18 protein-coding genes are annotated in these 21,100 nt (G+C 41.0%); 9 read left to right on the top strand and 9 right to left on the bottom strand.

The window, feature by feature from the left end:
- Nucleotides 1-4: 4 nt before the first annotated feature.
- The 9 genes from FR741_RS14350 to FR741_RS14310 all read right to left on the bottom strand — a co-directional run bounded on the left by FR741_RS14350 (nucleotide 5) and on the right by FR741_RS14310 (nucleotide 9,375).
- On the bottom strand, nucleotides 5-937 hold the full coding sequence (locus FR741_RS14350; RefSeq protein WP_167427004.1) for a glycosyltransferase family 52: 933 nt from the start codon (nucleotides 935-937) through the stop codon (nucleotides 5-7).
- On the bottom strand, nucleotides 937-2,202 hold the full coding sequence (waaA, locus tag FR741_RS14345) for a lipid IV(A) 3-deoxy-D-manno-octulosonic acid transferase (protein WP_167427003.1): 1,266 nt from the start codon (nucleotides 2,200-2,202) through the stop codon (nucleotides 937-939). The genes FR741_RS14350 and waaA overlap by 1 nt, the downstream gene beginning before the upstream one ends.
- Nucleotides 2,196-3,254 (bottom strand): lipopolysaccharide heptosyltransferase II, encoded by a 1,059-nt coding sequence (waaF, locus tag FR741_RS14340; RefSeq protein WP_047732770.1) that lies wholly within the window; start codon nucleotides 3,252-3,254, stop codon nucleotides 2,196-2,198. The genes waaA and waaF overlap by 7 nt, the downstream gene beginning before the upstream one ends.
- Entirely contained in the window at nucleotides 3,251-4,240 is a 990-nt protein-coding gene (lpxM, locus tag FR741_RS14335) for a lauroyl-Kdo(2)-lipid IV(A) myristoyltransferase (protein WP_167427002.1), read from the bottom strand. Before lpxM ends, waaF begins: the two co-directional genes overlap by 4 nt.
- A gap of 127 nt (nucleotides 4,241-4,367) precedes the next feature.
- The gene (rfaD, locus tag FR741_RS14330) at nucleotides 4,368-5,309 is read right to left on the bottom strand and encodes an ADP-glyceromanno-heptose 6-epimerase (protein ID WP_048626024.1); all 942 of its coding nucleotides are present in this window, start codon (nucleotides 5,307-5,309) and stop codon (nucleotides 4,368-4,370) included.
- Nucleotides 5,310-5,457: 148 nt separating this feature from the next.
- Nucleotides 5,458-7,653: a YjbH domain-containing protein gene (locus FR741_RS14325; protein WP_167427001.1), complete on the bottom strand. Its 2,196-nt coding sequence runs from the start codon at nucleotides 7,651-7,653 to the stop codon at nucleotides 5,458-5,460.
- Nucleotides 7,653-8,408 carry a capsule biosynthesis GfcC family protein gene (locus tag FR741_RS14320; RefSeq protein WP_154204904.1) on the bottom strand — a complete coding sequence of 252 codons (756 nt, stop codon included), beginning with the start codon at nucleotides 8,406-8,408 and terminating at the stop codon, nucleotides 7,653-7,655. The genes FR741_RS14325 and FR741_RS14320 overlap by 1 nt, the downstream gene beginning before the upstream one ends.
- Nucleotides 8,405-9,085: a YjbF family lipoprotein gene (locus tag FR741_RS14315; protein WP_167427000.1), complete on the bottom strand. Its 681-nt coding sequence runs from the start codon at nucleotides 9,083-9,085 to the stop codon at nucleotides 8,405-8,407. Before FR741_RS14315 ends, FR741_RS14320 begins: the two co-directional genes overlap by 4 nt.
- A gap of 68 nt (nucleotides 9,086-9,153) precedes the next feature.
- Entirely contained in the window at nucleotides 9,154-9,375 is a 222-nt protein-coding gene (locus tag FR741_RS14310) for a hypothetical protein (protein WP_154204902.1), read from the bottom strand.
- Between the two features lie 302 nt (nucleotides 9,376-9,677).
- Here FR741_RS14310 and FR741_RS14305 point away from each other — a divergent pair, with 302 nt between their 5' ends.
- The 9 genes from FR741_RS14305 (at nucleotide 9,678) to FR741_RS14265 (ending at nucleotide 21,052) form a co-directional block, all read left to right on the top strand.
- Complete coding sequence (locus FR741_RS14305) at nucleotides 9,678-10,175, top strand: hypothetical protein (RefSeq protein ID WP_154204901.1); 498 nt, start codon at nucleotides 9,678-9,680, stop codon at nucleotides 10,173-10,175.
- Between the two features lie 2 nt (nucleotides 10,176-10,177).
- Complete coding sequence (locus tag FR741_RS14300) at nucleotides 10,178-11,926, top strand: polysaccharide biosynthesis/export family protein (RefSeq protein ID WP_167426999.1); 1,749 nt, start codon at nucleotides 10,178-10,180, stop codon at nucleotides 11,924-11,926.
- A gap of 159 nt (nucleotides 11,927-12,085) precedes the next feature.
- The gene (locus tag FR741_RS14295) at nucleotides 12,086-13,192 is read left to right on the top strand and encodes a capsular polysaccharide export protein, LipB/KpsS family (RefSeq protein WP_233059790.1); all 1,107 of its coding nucleotides are present in this window, start codon (nucleotides 12,086-12,088) and stop codon (nucleotides 13,190-13,192) included.
- A gap of 38 nt (nucleotides 13,193-13,230) precedes the next feature.
- Nucleotides 13,231-14,220 carry a KpsF/GutQ family sugar-phosphate isomerase gene (locus FR741_RS14290; RefSeq protein ID WP_167426997.1) on the top strand — a complete coding sequence of 330 codons (990 nt, stop codon included), beginning with the start codon at nucleotides 13,231-13,233 and terminating at the stop codon, nucleotides 14,218-14,220.
- Nucleotides 14,220-15,002 carry an ABC transporter permease gene (locus FR741_RS14285; protein WP_167426996.1) on the top strand — a complete coding sequence of 261 codons (783 nt, stop codon included), beginning with the start codon at nucleotides 14,220-14,222 and terminating at the stop codon, nucleotides 15,000-15,002. Before FR741_RS14290 ends, FR741_RS14285 begins: the two co-directional genes overlap by 1 nt.
- Nucleotides 14,999-15,652, top strand: coding sequence for an ABC transporter ATP-binding protein (locus FR741_RS14280; protein WP_167426995.1), 654 nt, complete (start codon nucleotides 14,999-15,001; stop codon nucleotides 15,650-15,652). Before FR741_RS14285 ends, FR741_RS14280 begins: the two co-directional genes overlap by 4 nt.
- Nucleotides 15,649-16,794, top strand: coding sequence for a capsule biosynthesis protein (locus FR741_RS14275; RefSeq protein ID WP_167426994.1), 1,146 nt, complete (start codon nucleotides 15,649-15,651; stop codon nucleotides 16,792-16,794). The genes FR741_RS14280 and FR741_RS14275 overlap by 4 nt, the downstream gene beginning before the upstream one ends.
- A 33-nt stretch (nucleotides 16,795-16,827) precedes the next feature.
- A complete protein-coding gene (locus FR741_RS14270) occupies nucleotides 16,828-19,026 on the top strand; it encodes a capsular polysaccharide export protein, LipB/KpsS family (protein ID WP_167426993.1) in 2,199 nt (732 codons plus the stop codon).
- A gap of 52 nt (nucleotides 19,027-19,078) precedes the next feature.
- The gene (locus FR741_RS14265) at nucleotides 19,079-21,052 is read left to right on the top strand and encodes a capsular polysaccharide biosynthesis protein (protein ID WP_167426992.1); all 1,974 of its coding nucleotides are present in this window, start codon (nucleotides 19,079-19,081) and stop codon (nucleotides 21,050-21,052) included.
- Nucleotides 21,053-21,100: the final 48 nt, after the last annotated feature.

Here is a 21,100-nt window from a genome sequence, read left to right as displayed (position 1 = left end):
TTTCTTATTTCAGGTTTTTGTCTGTTTTCCATTGAGTAAGGAAATCGTGTAGATCCTGTGCAAGTAAATCAACTTGTATATTATCATTGACCTCTTTTAGGTTCAGTACAGAGGTTGAGTTCAAAGTATAAAGATGAATATTTTTATCATCTGGAGAAATAAGAACTTCAGCTGGTATAAATTTATCTAGAACCAAACAAGAAAAGTGCTTAGTATAATCTGTACATTCGCGAGGATGTGGCTTTATTACTGTAATGTTATATTTCTCAGCAATTTCTTTGTACAGCTCTATTTTTCCATCTTCCGTCACCAGATCGCTGATAGGTTGAGTAAATAAAATGTTTTTTCCACTAAGAGACTCGAAGCTGTGCGTTAGGATCATCTGCAAACTAAAATTTCTGGTGTAGTCCAACATATCAACAACATCGAAGACTTTTGTTTTGCTTTGTAATTGAGAGTCTACAAGTTCTGGTTTTGATAAATAGATGCTAGTTATTTTATTTCCATAGCCCAAAGGAGAGACAACTCTGCCTTTTAAAGCGCGTTTTACTCTTTTTTTGAATGGTATTGGGCCATTATAGTTTCCAGCACCATCTTCTAGAACTGAGCCATGAGATAAATCGAATAGAAACGCATAGGTTAGGTGATCGTGACCAAAAAACTTTTTCTTTTTAATTAGAGTTGTAATGTCATATTGTAGAAGTCCCATTTTGTAAAGAAAAGAGTCCCAATTTTTGTTGAGCTTAGTGTTAACAATGACTACGTTATCTAACTTACTATTCGCTAACAGAGCCTGGAAGTCAATATGGCTAACGAACAGTGTATTATGGCCCCCTTTATTAATATATAAGTATAAAAAAAGTGCGAAAATTGAGTTTACGTAACATACGTTCTCATAATTAGATTGAATTCTCTTATACGTAATGATGTTTTTCATTATTTTTTCTCAAAGATTATTGTTACTATTTTATTCACAACATTTGTATAATTAGCGATGAAATTTGCACTATGCAAACTTATAGAGTTTGTACTTAATGAAAAGTGATTATCTATCAAGTTACTGAGTTCGTTAACTTTTGTAATGATATTGCAGAACGAATGTTTTTTAAGAAGATTAACAATTTCTGTAAAATTGTAATAACTTGGTCCGGTGATTACAGGTACTCCCAGAGCTGCTGGCTCTAACACATTGTGTCCACCGACTTTATCTCCGATTAGACTGCCACCCATAAAGCAGATGTCTGCTGCACCCATCAAAGTTAGCATCTCACCCATAGTATCGCCGAGATATACTTGAGTATTTGTCTCTACTGCATGCGTTGACGTACGACGCACAGTGTTAAAGCCTTGCTGTTGGCAAAGCGTGAATACATCATCAAATCGCTCTGGATGGCGAGGAACCAAAACGAGTAAAGCATTTGGATGAGATTTTAAAACTTGTCTATGTGCATCTAATACCTGTTCGTCCTCGCCTTTGTGGGTGCTAGCGGCAATCCAAATCGGACGATCGTCTCCAAGCTGGGCTCGAAGCTGCTGTCCTTGCTGTTTCACTTGCTCTGATATTTGAATATCGAACTTAATAGAACCGGTAACGGATAGTTTCTTTTTCTCGACGCCTAAGCGTTCAAAGCGCTCGGCATCTGAAGCTGTTTGGCAGAGTACTTGAGTTAGGCATGGATGAAGTTGGTTAAAAAGCTGCTGTATTTTGGCGTAGTTCTTACACGATTTTTCAGATAGGCGCGCATTCACGACAGTTATAGGGATACCCGCTTTGTGAACATTGTGAAGCGTGTTTGGCCACAGCTCAGTCTCAATGATCAACATCTGTTTTGGTTGCACTGCTTTAAGAAAACCTTTGATAGCGAACCCAAAGTCAATTGGCATATAGCGGTGTTCAACTAAATCACCCAACTTAGCAATCTGTTCAGCTCCGGTACTTGTTGTTGTAGTAACTAGAATAGATTGTTCGGGGTTTTGTTCCTTAAGGGCTTTGATTAAAGGTGTTGCTGCTATGCTTTCACCAACAGATACGGCATGTATCCAAATAGGTTTGTCGTTGCTTTTTAGCTTGGGAGTTATGCCAAAGTGCTCTTTCCAGCGAGAGCCGAACTTAGGCTTATTTGGTTTGCTCTTGTACAAACCAAATAAAAGCAGCGGTGACGCTAGAGCGAGTAGTAAGGTATAAACAATACGAACTAACATGAGCTTATCGTAATGGCGTCAAGTTTTTGGATACTATCTAGCACTTGCTTAGGCGAAAGTTCTGTCAAGCACTTAAGGTGTTTGTATTGACATTCACGCTGGAAACAAGGGCGACAATCAATATCGGTATGAACAATCTCCACTTTTTCTGCGAGTGGGGGGGTGTACTTCGGTGAAGTTGAGCCATACACGGCAACAACATTACAACCAACCGCAGCAGCCACATGCATTAAGCCTGAGTCATTCGCGACAACAGTCTTGCATGCAGCAAGTAGATCGACCGCTTCAATTAAGCTGGTTTGGCCGGCTAGAACATGAATGTTCTCATGGAATTGCGTCGGGACAAGTGCGCGGATATTGTTACAAGTCTCTAAGTCTTTTTGAGAACCAAACAACCAGATTTGATGCCCAGATCGAGCCATTTGCGTCGCAACTTCAGCGTAGTGTGTTTCGGGCCATTTTTTGGCAGGACCAAACTCTGCTCCTGGGCACAGTCCAATGATTGGTTGGTCTTGCGTTAAGTTGAACTTTTTGAGCGTGGCTTGTTGCTCAGCCGCGTTGATTGCAAGGCGTGGGCGGGGCAAGATTTCAAGCCCGCCAAGGGAGTTGGAGTCCACCATCTCTGCTTTTGGATAAGCTAATGCTACATAGCGTTCTACCATGTATTGAAAAGACTTCATGTTGGGGCGTAAGTCATTCAATAAACCATAGCGCATTTCTCCCTTCCAGCCAGTACGAAGAGGAATGTTGGCAAACCATGGAATCAGTGCTGATTTCGCTGATTTAGGCAAGATATAGGCGTGGTCATATTGCTTTTCACGTAATGATTTACCAATTTCCCTGCGGCCTAATAAGTTAAATTCACCATGACCGATAGGCATTTCAATCGCTTGGTGGATTTCTGGCATACGCTCAAGAATCGGTTTACACCATCCTGGAGCGATAACTTCAATTTGGCTATCTGGATGACGTTGCTTTAATACGATATATAACGATTGCGACATTACCATATCGCCGACCCACGCAGGGCCAATAATTAAAATCTTTTTCATTTATTTACTTGCCAATCAGTATCATATCTAGGCTTAAAGATATTGTAATAGTTATTGCCGTCTTCTTGAGAGTGCAGCAACTGCAGTACCCACATATATTGTTCGGGTTTATCACCGACAAAATATTCAATGGCTTCATTACAGGTACGAGCGTCTTGCTCTTCGCCTTTGTCTAAGTCAAATGCAGGCAAAATTTCGATATCGAATGTTCCATCTTCGGTGTTCATTGAAGCGAACAGAGGTAATACTTTGGAACGTGATAGTTTAGCAATTTTACCCAATCCAGGGAGCGTTGCTTTACGTGTGGCGAAAAAGTCGACAAACACACTATGTTCTGGGCCGTGATCTTGATCGGGTAGATAATACCCTACATAGCCATCTCGAATGGATTTCAGAAAAGGCTTAATGCCACCTGAGCGTTCATAAACACGACCACCGTATTGAACTCTTTGCTTGTGCATCAGCCAGTCAGCAACATCATTCTTTTGTTTCTTCGCCATTGCAGAAACTGGCATTCCCATTGAAGCGAGCAAGATAGCAGGCACATCAATTGCCCAAGAGTGGGGAACCATTAAAATCACATTTTCGTTGTTATCAATGTGCTGTCGTAAAATGTCTAGGCCGCGAATTTGGCAACGGCTCTGAAGCCATTTTGGTGAGCGTAAACTTAGTAACCCGAAGCGAAAAAAGAATATGGCTGCTGTGTAGAGTGTTTTTTCTATTAAAGCTTCACGTTCTTGGAACGACTTTTCCGGAAAACACAGCTCAAAGTTAACCCTCGCTCGGTGAGCAGGGCCTTTGTGGGATTTAGATAGTTTTTTGGCTATGGTTTTCGCCAACCACTTTTGTAAACTTAGTGGCATTAATGATAAAGGTAAAAATAAGATAACACCTAACCACGTGCCCCAGTACTTAGGCGACAGGAAGTGGCGCTTAAACTCAGGGTTATATGCTTTAGGGTCGAAGTCATCACGTTTTATGGTCATGGCGTGTCTAGTTACCTATTCGTGTACTGGCGAAGTGGTTTAAATGAGAAAAAAGATATTAAGGAATGATACAGGCTATTGCACTTGAGTAAAGGTGGCAGGTTATGGTTCTGCCACCTTGTGGTGCTTAACGGTTTTGGATAGTTAAGTATTCGGCAACGCCTTCTGCAACCGTCTTGAACTCAACATCACAGCCTGCGGCGCGCAGTTTGGTCAGATCGGCTTGTGTGAATTCTTGGTAAGCGCCTTTTAGGTGCTCAGGGAATGGGATGGTTTCAATTTGGCCTTTGCCATGATGTTTGATAACTGCTTTTGCTACCTCTTCAAAAGATTCAGCACGGCCAGTACCACAGTTAAAAATGCCTGATACGCCGTTTTCTAAGAACCACAGGTTTACTTTACAGACATCACCAACGTAAACGAAGTCGCGTTTGAATGATTCGCTGCCCGCGAACAATTTAGGATTTTCACCTGCGTTAAGTTGGTTGTTTAGGTGGAACGCAACTGATGCCATGCTACCTTTGTGGTCTTCACGTGGGCCATATACGTTGAAGTAGCGGAAGCCGGTGATTTGAGAAAGGGTCTCACCATGTTCTTCAGCGTCTTGCCATAGGCGACGAACGTAGTTATCAAACTGCTGTTTCGAGTAACCGTATACATTCAGTGCGCCTTCGTATTCGCGTTCTTCAACGAAAGTATCTGTATCGCCGTAAGTGGCTGCTGAAGAAGCGTATAGGAATGGAATCTCGCGATCTAAACAGTAATGAAGCAGCTCTTTAGAGTACTCGTAGTTGTTTAGCATCATGTACTTACCGTCCCACTCAGTCGTTGCAGAACAAGCACCTTCGTGGAAAATTGCCTCAATCGGACCAAAATCATCGCCCGCCATAATTTGGGTCAGAAAGTCGTCACGATCCATGTAATCTGTGATGTCCAGATCAACTAAGTTCTTAAACTTTTTGCCATTTTTTAGGTTGTCGACAACCAGGATATCGTTAATACCAGCTTCGTTTAGTGCTTTAACAATGTTGCTGCCGATCATGCCAGCGCCACCAGTTACGATGATCATAGAACTTCCACCATAGATTAAAATTTTCTCAGGAATTCTAGCAAGAAACGAAAAGTAGCGCTATTGGAAGCAGGAAGATAGGTTTTAGTCTTCTATGACTCAGTATCTATATATGAAAAAGGGAGCCGCAGCTCCCTTGATTATTTTATTATTCCACATCCGAACGGTTAGGTCTTTGGTACCAAGGATTTCGTTCGTCGGTTAACTCAATTAAGCTGTATTTGCGGCCGAGCTTCTGCCCTCCGTCACGAGTAAGAGGCTGCCAACTAAAGTTCGCACGATTGTTACTTGGCTTAACGGTCATGATGTCAAACGGAATCGACAAGTAGAAACCTTTAGTAAAGCTACCTTCACCAAATTCATCCGCAGACAAGTCTGTAAATGAGGCAAAGGCGCCAGCAATTACGCCACTCTTGAACTGCTTAGAAACATTGATTTGTGTACCAACATCGCCAGCTAGGAACTGACCAACATCGACTTGGATCATCAAATCTTGCAGGAATTCCCATTGAGGGTAGTAGTAACCAGATACAAAACCAGTGAATCCTTTATCAATAACTTGGAACGGACGTCCATATTCTGGCACGTTTTGCCATTTCTCATCGTAAACACCGAAGTAACTTTGTGGATCACGTTGAGAAATTAAGTTGACGTCAGCGCCAATCGCCCAGTTAGCTCCTTGTGGTCGGTAAAGAAACTCGGTACCGACTCCGGCAAACATGCTCTCCAGATAGCCAGCGTAGAATTGCTGGTCCATCGTATTGGAATACTCTTGGAACCAAGTCAATTGTAGGTTTGACATGGTTACAGTATGTTCATTTTGGTAAGCGCGGAACATGGTGCGAACACGAGGAACGGTAGTACCATCAGGTGGAGTGACATAGTTAAACTTATCGTAGTTGTTATACCAATCCCAGTATAAGGAGCCGCCAATTTCAAGGTTATCCGTCAGCCAGTATGAGGCATTACCGCTTAGTCCTACACTAAAGAGGTAGAAGTCTTCTGCGTTACCGAGAGTTTGAACAAGCTTCGGTGCAAAGCCCCAATCAAAACGCTCAAAACCATCATAGACAGATTCTCCACTTGGCTTATTGCTAGCTTTTGCGGTTGCATCTTCTATTTTAGGGTTGATGTAATTAACTTGGGCAAAGTCGCGATATTTCTCCTTGGAAATAATCGTTTGTTCGCCGACTAAGCCTCGGCTACGTTCATTGATCGCATAGGTATCAATATCTTCAGGCATTTCATTATGAAGTACAGCCGCCGCTTTTTCATGTGCCTCTGTACGGTCACGATATTTCTTCTGTTCACCAACGACAGTTACGGTGTTGTCATCAACATAAATGCGCGTGTTTTGGTAACCCGCAATTTTGTCTAAATCTTCCGTTACACGTTCCCAGTCAACATTAGACAGTTCTTCTGGTTGGTTATCTTCGACTTCTGGCGTAGGCTCATCTCGCCAGAATGATGGCATGTCATTGAAGTTAGTGTTGAGCGTTAAACCTGCAACCAAAGTGTCTCCGCGTTCATAACTTAAACGAAAATCGGCCATTCCGATACGGTACAGTATACCAACGTTCCACGGAGTATGTGGTGTCATGTCCACGCCACCTTTTACCACAGGGAAGTCTTCGCTGTAATCATTGCTATCGTATTCGAGTTTAAAGCGTAATGGTGCATGTAAGGTCTGATATTCAACACCACCAAACAATGCAGTTGGTCCTTTAAATGCTCTATCAAAGTTAGTTGTGCCACCTGTATCTAAATAGTCAGAGGGGCGTTCACAAAATCGATCTGACAATTTACAAGTCGGGTTAGAGATGTTGTCACGAGTGCCTAGCGACCCCCAACCAATACCAAAAGTAAAATCAAAGGTCCCTAGCTCAGAGTTGGAATACCGCTTCGTAGCTGCGATGTATTCTCCATCGAATAAGCCGGTACCAGCAAAGTCTCGAACACCCAGTGATAGCTCAGGAATATACTGAGATTCTTTTAGCAATCGAATTTTAAAGTCAATACCTTTATCGGTATAGTTTGTATCTCCCGAGAAACTAGGATCCTTACTATAAAGCAAATCTCGCACCGAAGTATAACGAATGGTTGTTTCTAACCAAGGCATTAGTTGCAGAGTAACGTTGTAAAAAAGGTACTCATCACTACCGGTAACAGAAAAGTTGAATTCCCCTTCAGGAGCCATACGTCCTGTTGGCATCTGCATCAAGCCAACACCACCAAAATCAGATTGAGAAGGCTGTAACGAGGGAGCCTCAAAGGGTACTTCTTGAGCCCAAACCAATGCTGGGCCCATTAAAGAAAGGGTTAAGCTTTTTCTAATTGGTATCATTACGGTCTCTTTGTAGCATTTGGTATCAGTTGAGTGAGTAGGCGGATTATATCTTGATCCATGTCAGACCGTTCAAGATCACCAAACGGTACATATACCAAGGTCAGAGGTGGTAGGTAATATTGTGTTGTTAACCAAGCTCCGTGATGTGGCTTAACTACGTGACCATCTGGGTAGATCAACACTGGTGGTGTTGATAATGCACCAATGTTACTTTTCAAATTCTCTATTTGCTTCTGCAAAGGGATGCCTGCTTGCCCTTTAATAGAATACACGCTATTCAAGTTTCCCAAGAAATACACTTTTTCTTCGCGCAGAGGGCTTGCGAGTAGGAGATTGCCGCGCAACAGTGGGTTGTCGAATTTATTTAGTCGAATTTTATCAACATCGATCGCAGACAGTAAGCGTGGTGCAAAGCTTTGCTTCTGAATGAATTTATAGAATGGATGTGCAACCAAATTATGTTGAATCATTTGATTGAGTACTGTGCTCTTTAAAGCGGTAGAGTTTTTTTCGGCGCGTTCCGATTTGTCAAACAAAGTGGTACCAAGAGAGTATTGCAGAGACACGCTTTGCTCCTTAGCAAGTGCTAACAGGCTTTCTAAACGAGTCGGCTCTTGGAATTGTAGCTGTTTGCCTACTCCTAGCAATTCAACATTTAATGGTTGCATAGCAGAGGTTTCTGTTTGAGCGAAGCTAGGCATACTCAAAAGCGGCATGACCAAACCGAGTAATGTTAGTAGTTGCTTGCTCATGATTTGCTATATCCCTTCAAAATGGTTAACTCAACCGGAATCATATTTGGTCCTAAGTATTGTAAGGTTTTGATAACCTGACCTTGCTCGTTTACCCAATAGTAGTTTTCGACTGATTGAGAAAGGCTGCTAAACTCAACAACTTCTTTATATACGTCGGTCATCGTGTCGGATATAGGGGTTGTTAACGTTTTTTGGCCTGAGTAAGAACGAGTCACACTTGCTGGAAAGCCATAACGATATTGTGTCGCCCAGTCGTATGAGAGTGCGTAGTTGACAGAGGCTGAATCAGAAGAAAAATCTGGCACATCACCATAAACACCCGCTAAGTCCCCATTCTGTAGACCTATCGTTTTGACGATATGCCCATTCTCCGTAACGATCATAGCTTTGTCAGCACTTACCCATTTTAGTTGTGTTTTTCCATTGAGAGGATTTCGCTCTGCAAAAGCTAAAACAACAAATACCTGTTTTTGATTCCCAAGTTTTAAATAGGCACTGGCATAAGGAACGGCATTTATTTCTTCAGGGGTCATCTCTACATCGATGTAGTTACCGTACGCTTCTTGAACGGTTGCTGAAACATCATTGAACTTTTGTGTACAACCAAAGAGTAAGGCGAATAGCGGAAGAGTGAGAAGTGGGCGTATCCATTTAGACGTTCGGAAGATATTCATTATTCCCTCTTACAAATAAAATCGCCCTGAGTCATTCAGGGCGATTATCTTCTATCTACAAAGCGAAATTAGTTAGTAGAAGTAGAAGTAGAAGTAGATGTTGAAGTAGATGTTGAATCGCTATCTGACGCTGCAACTGCCACTACAGTTACTGCTGCAGCTGCACCTACTGCTACGGCTGTTGTACCTGTTGCAGATGCAGACGCTGCGCCTGCTGAACCTGCTTCTTCTGCTGCAAATACAGTTGATGCGCTTAGAGCCATAAGAATAGCTAGAGCTGTATTCTTCATTATTAATCCTTGTGTTAACTAGTTTTAAAACATCGATGTTTGAAACTCTATTTATAGTTCCAATTCATATTCTAGTTAAAAGTTGGGCAGACTGTAAATAGTTTCTTATAAAAGGTTTTTTTTGTTGTATTTATGAAACTGTTGGTTTTTTTACCAAACAATTGCGTGCAGCTAATTAATTGGAAAATTGCGAATATGCTCCATTGAGTATACTCTTCCGCGGGTGTGGACTTGCCTCAAAGGAGAGTTATCTTGTACCCTAGTACGCACTTCAAAGGGGGCATTCACTGTGGGAGAAGCTGATGAGCAAGTCCAGAGTACACCGAGTGCTCAAAGCATCTTATTTGCCAAAATACATACGTGTTATGGATAACGTGTTTAACCATAGGGCGGTAGCGTGCGTAAAAATGACAAAACATCTATTTTTCAGACATAAACATCTCTTCATTTCTCTAGTGTCCATTACAGTGCTGAGTGCATGTGCGAGTAAACCTCGCCACGTTAAGGCAGATCTTCCACTTGTTACGCAAGAGTCATCTTCGATAGAAATGATGGAGGAAGTTCCAGAACAGTATTGGGGATATTTGAACAGACCTGAACTGGTGTCTATATCGCATCCAAATTATCATGTTGCTGTTGGGCCGATTTATTTCTCTGCACTGGGCCTATACTGTCGAGAAGTGAACATTGACTCCACTTCTAATGTAGTGTGCTCGATAAAGTCAGATAAAAACAATACCCCAAATACTTGGTATTGGGTCAATGGGCTTGTTAAAGATAAACTAGAGAAAAAGCTTTAAAAATGATGAAGATGACAAATAAAGCACCTCAATGGCTAGTTGCAATTACAAGCTTTGCTTGTATCAATTCAGCTTTCGCGCTTGATAGTAACAATTTAAACCTCAATGCAGCTAATCCTACGTTTTCTTCCTCTGGAACTTTAAACCAATCTCAGACGCCACCCAACGAGAAACTCTCTGCTGGTTCATTTAATAAAGAGAACAGAAATAATCTTCTTTTGCCAGGTGAGGTGGATGTTAGACAATTACTCCCTTCCTCCGGAGAAGAACTACCACCTCCTTATGCAGCAAATATTTTTGCTGGTGGTTATGAGACTGAAAGAGCTGATGGTTTGAATGATAATTATCTCGTTGCGGCTGGGGATAAGATTAACATCTGGCTGTGGGGAGCTGTAAATTACTCTAATGTTGCTACGGTGGACAATCAAGGAAATATCTTTATACCAGAAGTTGGCCCGATTCATGTCCTTGGAACAAAAGCTAGCCAAATCAACGAGCTTGTGACAAAAAAAATTAAACACGTTTATACCACTAACGTAAACGTGTATGTGAATTTACTTACTGCGACGCCAGTTAGTGTTTTTCTAAGTGGGCCAGTCATTAGACCAGGGCAATACGCTGGAATGGCCTCTGATTCAATACTTTATTTTCTTAAACGTGCTGGCGGTATTGACTCTGAACGTGGCAGTTATCGAGAAATTCAAGTTCTACGAAATGGTAAAATCATAATCAATGTTGATCTCTATGATTTTATGCAATCTGGAGTTATGCCACAAGTTAGCTTTAAAGATGGTGATGTTATCTTGGTTACACCACAGAAAGCTGCTATCACAGTATCCGGAGGGGCTCGCAATCCCTTTCGCTTTGAACTGGAAAATTCTAGTGAATTAGGAGAAAAGTTAGCGGCTTATGCAAAGCCGCTCGCAAAAGTTTCGCATGTTGGAGTTGTTGGGAATCGAATAGATGGGCCATTCTCACGTTATATGACTTACCAAGATTTCCTGAGGTTTGAATTACGAGACGGGGATAAAGTTATCTTCAATGATGATTTACACGCTCAAGTCATAGATGTTCAGGTTTCTGGGAGCTACTTAGGACCATCTTACTTTGCTGTTACAAAAGGCACTAAGTTACATGATTTGCTGAATAATATTCCTATTGATCCCATGCTTGCAGATTACCAATCTATTTATATATTGAGAGATAGCGTTGCGAAAAAGCAAAAAGAAATGATTGATGAGTCTCTTAATCGGCTAGAAAGAAGTATTTTTACTGCACCAGCGTCTTCAGATGGAGAAGCTGTAATCAGAGCAAAAGAAGCAGAAATGGTACTTCAGTTTACTGAACGAGCTCGTAAAGTTCAGCCGCTAGGGAAAGTCATCGTTTCTGAACATGGTCTTGTAGCTAATATATTATTAGAACAAGGTGACCAAATTGTCATTCCAAACAAAACAGATCTAATTCAAGTGGGGGGTGAGGTTTTGATGCCACAAGCGCTCGTTTATAACCCTAATGCCACTATCGACGACTACATTGCTTGGGCCGGTGGTTTCACTGATAGGGCCGAGGATCAGCGTATAGCAGTTGTGCGAGCAAACGGCCTGGTTGAATTTGATAGTGGGAAACCCATACAAAAAGGTGATCAAATCTTAGTTTTACCTAAAGTTGACACTAAAACAATGCAGGCAGTTAAAGATATTACGCAAATCATTTACCAAATTGCTGTAGCAGCAAATGTAGCGATAAACTAACCTATGAAAACTGATCATATAGTGTTATCGCTAGATCCAATGTACTCGCCACTACACGAGAAAATAGCGGGGATATTGGGAAAGAAAAGGTATGCAGTTACTTCCTGTTTATCAAAAAAAATCTATCTACCTACTTTCAAGCAGTTTCTAGCAGTTAATATGATCGCAGCAGTGAGTAAGGAGCAAGCGCAGCCTTACCAAGAAAAAATATCTTTACTTCGAACATACCATCATGCTTATGTTCAAAAAGTAGAAGATCGGACTCTTTGCAATGATGAGTTGAACTATATGGCCAGGTTTTATGTTGCGCTTAAAGAGTTTGTTATAGAAAAAGATATCAATCTCGTTCTACTGCATAATGATGCAAGGTGGTATCACGCTGTGGCAATTGATATATGCAAGGAGTTGGGTATAAATTATTTGGTTACAGAGCAGGGGCTTATTCGACCATTTACAACTGTTATCGATCCCCAAGGTGTTAATGCCAACAGCAAGATAGATTTTAAAATATTTAGTAATGAGGTTCAGCACACCCCAAAAGAGCAGGGGAGTTTTATACCAAAAGATACTCATGACTCAATAAAGTCGATGTTTTTTTTCTTTATTTTTTTATTGGGTTTTGCTTTTGAACGTATAAACAAGAACCGAACAGTTATCCGCTATATGCATAATAGCTATAGTTTGAAAAAGTATTTCAAACGTATTGCGAACAAACTGATTAAGAGAAAAAAGGGAACATTAGTACCTTCATTAAGTTCTCATGGTTCCATTCTACTACTACTCCAGTTGGAAAATGACTCACAGTTTCTACTGCACAGTCCTTTCAAGTCTAATCAGGAAGTTATCAACTTGGTCGCAGGTTTGGCAAAGTCGGCAAAAGTGAAGTTAGCAATTAAGCGTCATCCGTTGGACGACAAAGAGTATCAACTTGATGACAATACCTACTATGTTAATGGGAAAATAGCAGAGCTGGCAGATTCTGCTGAATTTGTATTTACCATTAATTCCAGTGCTAGTATTGACGTATTAAAAACCGCCGCCCCTTTGATACTAATGGGTGAGTCGATTTATGCCCATAAAGGTGTGGCTGTAGAGTTTGACTTTCATCATCCATATCAGCAGATGACACAAGCGAGAGCAGAGGTCGATTTCGTTGCTAGACAACGGTTTATCAATTATCTGCATAACGAATATTTGGTTCAGGGGGCTGGTTATTCGTTTTGTTCTCAGCATCTTAGGCGAAAATTAGAGCAGATTTTAGATTAAAGACGGTATAGACACTGTTGGTTAAAGAGAAGAATTGCATGAAAACACTAGATATTAACGACTACTATTCGATTTCGGCTGAACAAAAGCCAGCACTGGAGTCGATTGTTGATACGTTTAAGCACCAGGCGAACGCATTGAATGAGATGGCTGATAGTATTGATTTAGAGCAATATCAAAAGGCCATCTCTTATATTATCAACTGTCAAGGCCATGTCATTGTATGCGGAATGGGGAAATCTGGTCACGTTGGAAAGAAGATTTCTGCCACTTTAGCGTCAACTGGTACGCCAAGTTTCTTTTTGCACCCAAGTGAAGCATTTCACGGCGATTTAGGGATGATTACGAAAGACGATGTAATTGTCCTAATTTCGAACAGTGGTGAAACAGATGAAGTATTGCAATTGATTCCTTCGTTGAAGTCATTTGGCAATAAGATCATCTCTATTACCGGAAGACTTGATTCTACGATGAGCTGCAACTCAGATGTCACATTGCTACTAGCGCAGATCCAAGAATCTTGCCCTAACAATTTGGCACCAACCACTTCAACAACTCTTACTATTGCCTTAGGTGATGCGTTGGCCGTTGCGTTGATGAAAATGCGCCAGTTTATGCCAAATGACTTTGCTCGCTTTCACCCTGGTGGTTCTTTGGGACGACGTTTGTTGACTCGTGTGCGTGACGAAATGAGTGCCGAGAATTTACCATTAGTAGACGTTAGTGATTTGATGACCTCTGTCATTATTAAAATGAACGAGAGCCGTAAAGGTGTGGCTATTGTTACCGAAAATGACCACCTGAAAGGTATCATCACTGATGGAGACTTACGTCGTGCGTTGGCAAAAGAAGCTGAATTTAATAGTTTAAAAGCTGGCGATATAATGACTATTGAGCCTAAAACTTGCTATGACACGGAAATGTTGGCCGATGCAGAAGATAAGATGCGCCAGTATTCGATTTCATCTTTAGTTGTTTTGGACGATGAGAGCAAGGTTGTCGGACTAATCCAAATCTTTAATATGTAATGAAAGACCTAAGACAGGCTTTAAGAGTACAAGGGCGGGTCTTATACGCCCTTATTTTACGTGAAGCCCTGGGAAAATACGGCAAGAGCAAGATTGGCTATTTGTGGGCCTTGTTTGAACCGTTAACCCAAGTGCTAATATTAGTCGCAATTTTTTCTGCATTAGGGCGTAAATCTCCGGTCGGCGGTGATTTGGCGGTCTTTTTTACTACGGGAATTGTTCCTTGGTTAATCTATAGTAATATCGCAAATAGGTTATCGGGGGCTTTAGGTGCTAACCAAGCGTTGTTGGCGTATCCACACGTGACACCTTTTGATGTACTTATGGGTCGAGCGTTGCTGGAATCTATCACAATGATAGTGGTATTTGCATTGATCATTGTATCTCTTCAGCTAGTTGGTAAAGCATTAGCGATTTATGATTTGTTCAATGTCTTAATGGGACTGATCGTTCTGGTTGTATTTTCAGTTGGATTAGGTATGGCTAACTCAGCGATTAGGATCTATTTTGACAGCTGGGATAAGCTATTTAGTGCAGTTAATCGTCCGCTCTACTTTATCTCAGGTATTTTTTTTACTGCGGCCAGTTTGCCCCCTCAGGCGAGAGAGTACCTTCAGTGGAACCCGCTTTTTCAGTATGTTGAATGGGTGAGAAGTGGCTTTTTCTCTACATATCAAAATGTTTATATTAATCATCAATACGCCATTGCCTGCGCGGTTATAATGTTATTGATAGGATTAGCTTTAACTCAATATACAAAAGAGCAAGCACGTAATTTATGATTGATCTTATCAATGTATCGAAAGTATATAAAACCCCAAAAGGTAAAAAACAAGTTTTGAAACCCTGTTCTGTGAGTTTTCCCAGAGGCAGAAATATCGGGCTTTTGGGAGTTAACGGTGCTGGGAAATCAACGTTGCTGCGGATGATTGCTGGTTCGGAAGCACCTACTACTGGGGTCATAAAGAGAAAAGTTAAAATGTCCTGGCCATTGGGATTTTCGGGCGGCTTTAACGGTTCATTAACCGGAGCAGAAAATTTACGTTTTGTTAGTCGAATTTACGGCGCAAATATAAAAGAAGTGACAGCATTTGTCCGAGAGTTTTCTGAACTGGGAGATTATCTTGATATGCCCATCAGGAGTTACAGTTCCGGTATGAAAGCGAGATTAGCTTTTGGATTGTCGATGGCTATAGACTTTGATTGTTATCTGGTAGATGAAATCACCGGGGTAGGTGATAGAAGGTTTCAGGAAAAATGTCGCATGGCATTTAAAGACCGAAGTGAAAAATCTAGCTTAATCATGGTGTCTCATAGTATGCCTACATTAAAAGAACATTGTGATATGGGATTAGTATTGTCGGATGGGGTATTAACCTTTTTCGAGGATATCAATGAAGCAATCGATAAATATCTGACATTATCAAAATGAAATTACAGAAAAAGCATAAAACATTTATTAATAAGTTTTGGAAAAATAGGAACAATAAACAGAGAAGTTTTATTGTTGTAGTGTTGGTCCCGACGATAATTGCTCTGATTTACTATAGTTTTATAGCATCAGGAAAGTTTGTTGTAGAAACGCGATTTTCTGTAAAAGGTAATGAGATGCAACAGCTCGATCTATTGAGCGGCATTGCTGGAATACCTTCTCAGGGCGGTAGTGCAACAGATTCTTATATTGTACAAGACTATATACACTCTTTAGATATGGTCAGAGAAGTAAGCAAAGAGCTGGCTTTGAAAGACATTTTCAATCACCCTGATGCCGACTGGATATCTGCGTTAGGTCGCAAGACAACACAAATGGAGCTGATAACTTACTGGAATAAGTTTGTCACGGCTTCATATGATCCGACAACGACAATTATCACGCTTAAGGTAAGAGCATTTTCTCCGGAAGATGCGAATAAACTAGCGAAGGCCATTCTTCATCAGAGTGAAATCCTGGTAAATAACCTATCTGAACAAGCGAGAAAAGATGATCTCGCTTTTGCAGAAGCTGAGGTTCAAAGGGCAGAAGAAAGGGTAACCAATGCGCGTGTTCTTATGAATGATTTTCGTACTCAAGCACAGGATTTGGACCCTACACAGACAGCAACTGCAAAAATGATGTTGATCGGTGAGTTGGAAGCGCAGCTTGCAAAAGCCCAAGCCGAATTAAATGCTTTAACCAGTTATATGGATGTCAAAGCTCCTTCTGTTATCAATTTAAAGCGTAAAGTAAAAGCACTCACTCAACAAATACAGAGTGAAAGAAATTCGATAGCAGGGGATACCGATACTCAGTCTGCGCTAAGTGGTGTATTTGCTGATTATGAACCTTTAGTGGTTGAACGAAAATTTGCCGAAAAAGCCTATACCTCTGCTTTGGCATCATTGGAAGCGGCGCGTATTGAAGCTTCGAGAAAACACCGTTACCTCGCGACTTTCGTTGAGCCAACCCTTCCGGATGAGGCATCGGAGCCGCATCGAGTCCGTTCAATCATCACAGTATTCTTAGCTAGCTTAGTCAGCTGGGCGATCGGTTTACTTGGATTAGGAATTATTCGAGAGCACATCGGTTGGGTTTAGTTGGAAAGATTAAAATTTATTAGTAGGTAAAAAATGTCCTTAACTTATATTACACCTTACAATTGCAGTGATAAAAATTCATACCTTTATGAGAGAGCAAAATTCTTCTTGCAAGAATCTTATGTTTCTGATTTCTCAAAAAGAATATTTGTAGACTTTTCCTCTTCAAAAGATATTTCTGATGAACTTGAGCCGATTGCGAAAGCTCGGGGTATTCGTTATATTCGGTTGAATCGACATGGAGAATTATATTCTAGTGGTGTATGTCGAAATGTAGGCGCAATAGAAGCAGATACGCAGTTTATATCTTTCCAAGATGTTGATTTGTTTGCTAATGACTCAGTTTACAAAGCTATTGAAAGTAGGTTAGGGAAATATAAGTACTTTAATGAGCTTGAGCTCATTCCATGTTTATATTTAACAGAGAATTTCTCTAGAGAATATCTAGACATGACTGATTACGATCAGAATTTTACGATTCATCAAGCCTATTTGGAAAATGATAAAGAAATCATACATATGTATGCGCCTGCCTCATCATGTAAACTCTTAGACCGTAAATTTTATTTAATGAGTGGAGGGATGCATAAAGAGTTTTATGGTCATGGTTTTGAGGACTTTGAACTACACTATCGATTGTGTGATATGAGTAAAAAATATTACAAAACACATGAGCCTCGTTCTCATAACTACATGTATGACTCTCTAGATTATAAAGGCTATAGAACTTTTTTTAGTATGTTTGGTAGACCACTAATGGACGAAGGGCTTTATTTTGTTCATCTTTGGCATGATAATCATGTAGGAACAAATTACCAAAAGAGAAACAGGATCAATCGTGGTATTTTTGAGCGTTTGATGAATGAATACGATAGTGGTAAATCACGAATTACACCATTGCCAAACATTCACGCTAAAGAAAATATTCTGATACTAGCTTCAAAAAAATCTATTAATGCAACTTCTCTTAAACAACTATTTGTTGAAATTGGTAATTGTGAGTTTGTTGATGAAAAAATAATTGCAAATAGTGATAGTTTAAAAGAGTTAGTAGAAGATAAACAGTATGATAGAGTGTTTTTCTTTAACCCTTATGGGAATGAACACCGATTGTCTTTGTACAGGGGCTGTAAAGAGTATGGTATTCCATACTATGTCTTTGATCGAGGTGCATTGAATAATTCTTGGTTTATAGATCCAAATGGCTTTAATGGAGATAGCGATTCTTATTCGAGAAAGCGTTGGGACCATGAGTTAACAGAAGAGCAATCTATAGAAGTTGAGGAATATATATATAACACTTTCCTTGATGATGAGACTTTAGAAAAAAATGGAGAAAGGATAGGGAGCGAGTTCTTTAGAGAGAAATATGGCGTAGACAACAAGAAAATACTATTTGTCCCATTCCAAAGACCAAATGATAGTGTGATTAATTATTTCTCTGGTAATGTGGAAAGTGTAGAGGAATTTTCATATCAACTAAGAGTTATTGCAAGTAAGCTTTCTAAGGATTGGGTGGTGGTTGCCAAAAAACACCCATTGGAGAGTTCATTGCAGTTGCCTGAAAATATAATTGAACTTCCTGCAGATACCCATATCTATGATTGTATTCAAGGTAGTGATTCTGTTTTACTAATTAACTCTGGAGTTGGATTGCTTAGCGCGATGGCGAAAACGCCAGTATATCATTTCGGGAAAACATACTACTCACATGAAGGAATTGCATGCGAGGTATTGGATGCTGATGATGCCGTGAGTAAGATTCGATCTGGTTATGAAACAGATTTCGAAAAAGTTAAAAGGTTCATTAGTCACCTCATTAATAATGTATATTCATTTGCAAATACAGACTACCAAGTAGTAAAAGAACCCGATGGTAGCTCTAGAAATATAGCGATGCTTTCAAGATTTTACAAAGTTAATATCATTGATGAGTTGCGGTTTGAGCGTGAATGGAGAGAGACACCATACTCCACAAATACAAGGTTTTATGATTACTACCGGGCATACTTTAAGTTGAGAGCTCAGGGTAATAATAAGAGTGTTAGTCCTACTAAAGCAAAGGTAGAACAAAAGCCTGTAAAGATTGAAAGTCCGAAGAAGGCAAATAACGCAAGTAAAATTATTCCAAGCCAAAACCCGAAGAAGTATGGTGCCAAACACAAGATGAAAAAATTGCTGAAAGACCCTATCGGTGTTGTGAAGAGAAAGCTATTTAAAGTAGCTAGCTAGTTGCTTGTTATACTTCGTTTTCTATTCTCTCTTAGAATAAAGTGTTTGAACTATGAATAATACCTTGGTGCTATCGAAGGGTATAAAAAAGTTACGAAACTTGGGTCGCTTTTTGAATGATGATGTAGTTATATGCTCTACTTGCCATCGGGGACAATATGACTCGGTTATCGGCTGGGGCTTTAAAGCCACTGCAAAGCGAGCCAGAGATTATGCTGAAAAGCATGATCTCCCTTACGTTGCATTGGAAGATGGCTTTCTGCGTTCTATTGGCTTAGGGGTGGCGGGCGCGCAGCCTCTGAGCCTGGTCGTAGATGATGTCGGTATCTATTATGATGCAAGGCAGCCGTCGAAGCTTGAAATTCTGATCAAAGAAAGCGAAGGCTTAGGTGCCGATCAGCTTGTGCGCAGTCGCTTATGTATTAACGCGATTCGCCAGTACCGACTCTCGAAATACAATCAAAACCAGCGGGATGAAACCTTAATAGAAGAAAAACCAAGGGTATTGGTGATTGATCAGACCCTAGGTGATGCTTCTGTTGAGGGCGCGCAAGCCTCGCAAGAAACATTTGTTGACATGCTTAAACAGGCAGTTGAGGAAAATCCAGACGAAACAGTTTGGGTGAAAGTTCACCCTGATGTTGTGCATGGAAAGAAGAAAGGTTTTCTTTACCCTCTGCCATTTGAGCACCCGAATATTCGGGTGCACACGGAAAAAGTAAACCCTTGGGACTTTTTAGACAGCGTTAAAAGTGTCTATACCGTTTCCAGCTTGATGGGATTCGAAGCGCTCTTAGCCGGGGCGAGTGTTCATTGTTTTGGTGTGCCGTTTTACGCCGGGTGGGGGTTGACTAACGATAGACAACAATGCCCTCGCAGAAACGTTGATCGTTCACTGGAGCAGTTATTTTATGCAGCATATATACAATATGCACGCTATGTAGATCCTATTCTTGGGGAACGGTGTGATATTGAGCGTATTATCAGTTATATGGCGGATACACTCAAAGTTATGGCAAAACCTTCCAGAACAGTTTCTATATCAAAATTGTCGTGGTGGAAACAACGATGGATTGGTGACTACCTGAAAGCCTGGCGGTTTGAGAAGGTGAGTTCCGAAGCGGAAGAAATGCTGCGCTGGGGTCGTGGGTCGTTGGATGAAAACAACTATTGTATTGAAGATGGCTTTATCCGATCTGTAGGGTTAGGGGTGCATTTTAATCGTCCGGTATCTCTTGTGTGCGATTCGCGTGGTATTTACTTTGATGTCCGAGAGCCCAGCGACTTAGAGTACATGTTGGAAAATCAGCAGTATAGCGATTGGGACTGCGTACGTGCGCGTGCGCTGATAACTCAACTGCTGGCGACTAATCTGACTAAATACAATGTTGGTAGCGATTGCGACGTCTCTTTGCCTCAAAATCGAAAAATCATTTTGGTTCCGGGCCAGGTAGAGTCTGATGCGTCAATCAAGTATGGCTCACCGGAGATCTATCACAACGAGACGCTTCTTAAAGCTGTAAGGACGGCGGAGCCGGATGCCTACATTATTTATAAGCCACATCCCGATGTTTTGGCTGGTCAACGAGATAACGGTAACTGGCAGGGCGATTTCACACGCGCGGCCGACCATGTCGAAACGCAGGCCTCAATGGCAAGCTTATTAGAAATGGTCGATGAGGTTCATACCATGACGTCCTTAACCGGGTTTGAAGCGCTGTTGAGAGGTAAGCGCGTCACCTGTTACGGCTTACCATTCTATGCGGGGTGGGGGCTTACCAATGATAAGCTGATTTGCGCAAGAAGAACGCGTTCTCATTCGGTCGAAAGCTTGGCTTACTTTGCCTTGATAGAATACCCGACTTATGTGGACCCTATTACGCGTAAAACGATGACAGCAGAACAGGCGGTGACTCGTGTAGCACAAATGAAAGCTGGAAAAGTGCAAGTCAAAGATACCAAGTTGCAGTTGTTACTTGCGATGAAGAAAGCTAAAAATACGCTCAAGCGATTTATCCGATCTTAGATCTGCTTCTTATCTCTAATCAACGTCACTCACAAAGATGGAACGTTA

The sequence above is a fragment of the Vibrio diabolicus genome, assembly GCF_011801455.1.
GTDB lineage: Bacteria > Pseudomonadota > Gammaproteobacteria > Enterobacterales > Vibrionaceae > Vibrio > Vibrio diabolicus.
Note: the sequence above shows the minus strand (reverse complement) of the source record. Positions and strands in the feature narration are given on the sequence as shown.